Source organism: Paenibacillus sp. J22P15, from assembly GCF_056269345.1.
The window spans coordinates 1-4,850 of record NZ_JBWDNT010000041.1 but is presented as its reverse complement, the minus strand read 5'-3'; the positions used below and the strand labels follow the sequence as shown (position 1 = coordinate 4,850).

At 41.1% G+C, this 4,850-nt stretch carries 3 protein-coding genes and 2 pseudogenes; all 5 read right to left on the bottom strand.

Annotated features, from left to right (window positions below; translation table 11 throughout):
* Nucleotides 1–393: pseudogene (locus AC0YN6_RS30380) on the bottom strand (ABC transporter substrate-binding protein); the annotation flags it as partial.
* Between the two features lie 359 nt (nucleotides 394–752).
* The gene (locus AC0YN6_RS30375) at nucleotides 753–2,768 is read right to left on the bottom strand and encodes a glycoside hydrolase family 31 protein (protein WP_475751981.1); all 2,016 of its coding nucleotides are present in this window, start codon (nucleotides 2,766–2,768) and stop codon (nucleotides 753–755) included.
* A gap of 3 nt (nucleotides 2,769–2,771) precedes the next feature.
* Entirely contained in the window at nucleotides 2,772–3,599 is an 828-nt protein-coding gene (locus tag AC0YN6_RS30370; RefSeq protein WP_475751979.1) for a carbohydrate ABC transporter permease, read from the bottom strand.
* The gene (locus AC0YN6_RS30365) at nucleotides 3,596–4,465 is read right to left on the bottom strand and encodes a carbohydrate ABC transporter permease (RefSeq protein WP_475751976.1); all 870 of its coding nucleotides are present in this window, start codon (nucleotides 4,463–4,465) and stop codon (nucleotides 3,596–3,598) included. Before AC0YN6_RS30365 ends, AC0YN6_RS30370 begins: the two co-directional genes overlap by 4 nt.
* A 105-nt stretch (nucleotides 4,466–4,570) precedes the next feature.
* Nucleotides 4,571–4,850 (bottom strand): annotated as a pseudogene (locus AC0YN6_RS30360) (hypothetical protein); the annotation flags it as partial.

The window sequence follows — 4,850 nt, the reverse complement described above, 5'->3', positions numbered from 1 at the left end:
CAAGCGAGACACCCATTCTTCGCCAGTCAAATCAGCAGCGTTTTTTTCTACATTCAACTGCGTTATGATATCAAATTTACCCGCTTGTGAGCCAAACAAATCGGCACCTTCACCTGTATTAAGCTTAGTAAGCAACAAGTTAGAATATTGATCGGCAGGAACGATCTGATAATCCACCTTAATACCTGTCTCTTGGGTGAACTTTTCACCAAGCTGTAGTTCAGCATCCTGTACCCAATCTTGGCTAGCCATATAAGTTAGAGTAATGTCTTCTTTCGGAGTTGTTGTTTCCTGTTTCGTGGTCCCCGGTTTCTGCTCCTCCGCTGGAGAGCTGCATGCAACCACTCCCAAAATCATGAATACTGCCATTACACAAATAAGTAGTTTCTTCATAAATTTCCTCCTCAATCTTCCCCTTAATTAAAACGCTTTCATTAATTCTTGTACAATCGCGTTATACAGAACTTGTATTCATTATAGATTCTCCTTGTTTTTGAAGGAATGTGTCATTCATGCCTCTTTCATGTATTTTTTTAACCACTGAGTGATTGTTGGGAGGTTCAAATGAGACATGCTACGTTTTTTATACTAACATTTTGTTACAACAAAGGGGTTGCTGAAATGCCGAGATGATCTCAACTTTTCTACAGCCCCATCGTACTTTACTATTTATTATTTAGCATAGCTAGAATCAAAGTTCGTGTAATTACTACCTAATATATTCCTTGCTAGTCACACTCTTCATTCCATTCCTATCTTGTCGGATAATCCAAATAGCTCACCAATTGTTCTTCTTGTGCGTACTGCATATTTTCCTGTACTGGAATTCGCGTACCTGCACGCACAAATAAAGGGATACGATCCAGTTCAATAGACACCTCCACCTCCTGTCCTCCATAATAAAATTCATGCGTCCAAAAATCATACCAATCTGCTCCGCTAGGAAGATAGCATCGCAGAGTCATGCACTGATCTGAGAGTGGAGTACTGTTCGGACCATACAGGGTCGGATGTGTGATCGGAATTACTAGCAGGTCACGACCAAACATAAATTCATCGTCCATCGTTGCAGCACGCGGGTCGTCTGGGAAATCAAACAATAGACTACGCATTATAGTATCGTGATTATCAGTAACTCTCTTAGACATTTCACTAATATAAGGCATTAGTAAATAACGCAAACGGATAGTTTTTTCAATAGCACTACGAAACGGATCTTCAAAATTCCATACTTCCCGTGGCGTATCCGTGCCATGAGAACGGAAAATGGGCAAGAAACATGCAAATTGGAGCCAACGAGTGTACAACTCCTGATAGCCTTTATCGCTTACCCCACCATCGTAATAGCCATGCCAAAACCAGACAGGTGCGGCTTCAGGATCGCCCTTCCACTTGCGCCAACAATTTGTTCCACCGACAAAAAACGCTCCAGCATCTACTGTCCAATAAGGAATTCCACACATGCTGATGCTTAACCCTTTTGCAATTTCATTGCGTAGTTCTTGCCATGTGGCAGATGTATCTCCTGCCCACAATATAGCTCCATATTTCTGAATCCCTGCCCAGCCTGCGCGAGTAAGATTGACTACAGGTTTCCGGGGCTGATTCTCATATATGCCTTTGGCATGAAGCAAAGCATATCCATTGGCTGCATCTGGATCTATATATTTTTCATGTTCGCTGCCAACAAGTTCATACCGTTTTTTTTCTGAGAGTTTATACTCACCACACCAATCAGCTGCAGTGAAAGGTTCGGTGTTATCGCACCACCAGCCGTCAAATCCTCCATTATAAAGCTCTCGTTCAGCTTGCTCCCAGTAGAGTCGGCGTGCATCCTCATTAAAGGCATCATACGTAGAATAGTCATTTAATAACACTCCAGCGTCGGCTAATTCTTTATGATTACGTCCTCCGCTGTTAAGGTTTGGCCAAATAGATACTAAGGCATGTACGTTCATCTCATGCAGTTGTTCCATCGCTCCAGAAATGTTAGGGTAGCGGCTCTTGTCCAAATATTTATCACCCCAAAGCTCGCCTTCCCAGGTTTTCCAGTCCTGCACCAACACATCCAACGGAATGTTAAGTTGACGGTATTCACGTGCAACTGCCAGCAACTCATCTTGGCTCTCATATTTTTCCTTGGATTGCCAATAACCGAGCGTCCACGTGGGCATAGGTGCAGCCCTGCCTGTTAACTCCCGATAGCCAGCAACAATTTCATCCATAGTACCGGTAATAACAAAAAAATCAACCTGATCAACACACTCCAAAGTGATAGTGCAGACATCTTCGGAATCATCAAAGACCATAAGACATGTACAGTTAAACAAGACAGCATAACCTTTACTCGATACAAACATCGGCATCGGTATTTTCATATTGTGCTGATAAAGATACTCAATACGTCCGCGCTTGTTAAACACACCATCCTCATCTTGACCTAAACCGTAAATATGCTCATTTTCTGCAAATGATAGCGTAACGACTGCACGCCAAGCTTGTCGATAATATATCTTTTTCAAGTTTGTAATGCTGGTTCGCTGTCCGTCTACTGTTTTAATGACCTGGATATTCGGTTCACCATCGGGCACACTTCGGTAAATATCTCTAGGGGAAAAGGCAACATTTTGTATCGAAATAGGACATTCCTCAACTAATGAACCATCCATCCGCTGCGGATCAATAAAGAAAGAAGTATGCTGTACAGTTCCCTCAGGTACATAGGTACATCTGATAATATTCCCCGTAATTTCACGAAATTCTTTCATCGTTTACCCCTTGACTGCACCGGCTGTCATACCGGAAACAATGTATTTTTGACCCAGCAAATACACAATAATGACCGGAAGACTAGTCAGTACGATATCCGCACTAACAAGATTCCAATCCTTGAAGTACATCCCAAAGAAATTATAAACTGCCAAGGTCATCGGCCATTTTTCCGAGTTGCTAAGAAAGTAGAGCGGCAGGACGAATTCATTCCATGTATTTAAAAATGTCAGCACAATAACCGTCACTAAAACAGATTTTATTAATGGAAAAATAACCGAAAAATATAGCCTAAGAGGAGAACAGCCATCAATAATACCTGCTTCGTCAATATCTCGCGGAATTTTCCCAATAAAGCTGTATATGAGAAACACATTAAATGGTAATTGAATCGCTGCATACAACAAAATGATACCCAACTGGCTATTGACCAAATTCAATGACTGCATAACCTTCATTAACGCTACAAAGTTAATTGGCATTGTAATACCAAGTACCAAGTAAAAATAAAGGAAATTATGTAGTCTGCTTCTGCGACGAGACAGTACATACGCCGCCATAGAGGCCAGCAACGTCGTTAGCACTACGCTGCCTCCTGAATAAAGTACGCTATTAAAAAACGTTGTAATCAATTTTCCTTTTCCAATAACAATAGTGAAATTTTCCCAAATTATTGAGGAAGGTAATGCTAACGACATATTTGAAGCCTCAAGGCTTGTCTTGAAAGAATTAACCAGTATTAACAACAACGGCGCAAGCAGAGTAATGGACACTATCCAAGCCAGTACATTCACACCGATGGAAGTCAATCTCTTTTTGGATAGTATCATTCCGTCACCTCGTTTCTTGTCATGTTCTTTATCATGAAGTAGCCAACAATCACCATAAATACAAACATTATCGTTGAAAGCGTCGTTCCCATAGCATAGCGACCATACCCGAACTCCTTGTAAACACTAGTATAGAGCACTTCCGATGTATAGCCTGGCCCCCCATTGGTAAGGGCATATACCATTTCGAATACTTTTAGACCGTAAATAACATTAAGAACTGTGGTCACAGTAATGGTAGGCATCAACATAGGTAATGTTATTAACCGGAATTTTTGCCATGCATTTGCACCGTCTATGTCGGCAGCCTCGTAATAGGTTGGCGAAATAGACAAAATACCTGCGATAAAAATTGTCATAATGTACCCGACGCCTTTCCAGATATCCACCCCCATGATTGACCAGAAAGCAATATTCGGATCAGACAGCCACTTGGGACCTTCGATGCCAAATTGACGTAAAAATGTGTTAAGCAGTCCCACACTTGGATTTAAAATGGACTTGAAAATCATCCCAGCGACAAGCGCGGAAAGCACTGCGGGTAAATACATAACGGCTCTGTGGAAATTTAACACCATTACCTTTTTTGTCAAGAGAATTGCCAGAAACAAGCCTATTACATTCTTTGAAATAGTTGTGACAAATGTGAATAGAACCGTGTTTCCAAGATACTTTACGTAGTTTTCCTCCATCGAAAAAGCTTTTTTGAAATTGTCCAGCCATACGAAATTTAGCTTGTCGTTAAACGCTGACCAATCTGTAAATGAGTAACCAATACCAATCAGGCCAGGCAGCACATACAACACCGAATATAGGATTAGTGCACCTACTGCAAAATAAGTTGGGTAAATTTTTTTGTCTATCATAATTGATTCCTTCCATTCAGCGAACGCCCGTTTTTTAAAGAGGGCAAGTGAATGCTCACTTACCCATTGCTAATATAAAATGGCCGATATCTTACCTACTACCCCTTACTTCCAAGCTGGATCGCTGGCTGCAGTTGCTTGATTAGCACGGTTCTTATCGATGTTTTGAAGCATTTTTTTAGAATCGTTCTGACCAAGGATAACATTCGTGATTTCCTTACCTATTTCCATCCACTGAGGATTTACATACTTAACAGCTGTCTGATATACCGTACCTTGCTCCGGATAAGCCGCATAGAATGATTTCACTCCATCTGAATATTTATCGTTCGCTCCAGAGATTGGCAATGTATTATACTTGTTAACATTGTCAATCATGTATTGT

What these genes read in the sequence shown, in the direction of transcription:
- AC0YN6_RS30365 (WP_475751976.1), bottom strand. Translation starts at nt 4,465, where the DNA reads ATGATAGACAAAAAAATTTACCCAACTTATTTTGCAGTAGGTGCACTA.
- AC0YN6_RS30370 (WP_475751979.1), bottom strand. Translation starts at nt 3,599, where the DNA reads ATGATACTATCCAAAAAGAGATTGACTTCCATCGGTGTGAATGTACTG.
- AC0YN6_RS30375 (WP_475751981.1), bottom strand. Translation starts at nt 2,768, where the DNA reads ATGAAAGAATTTCGTGAAATTACGGGGAATATTATCAGATGTACCTAT.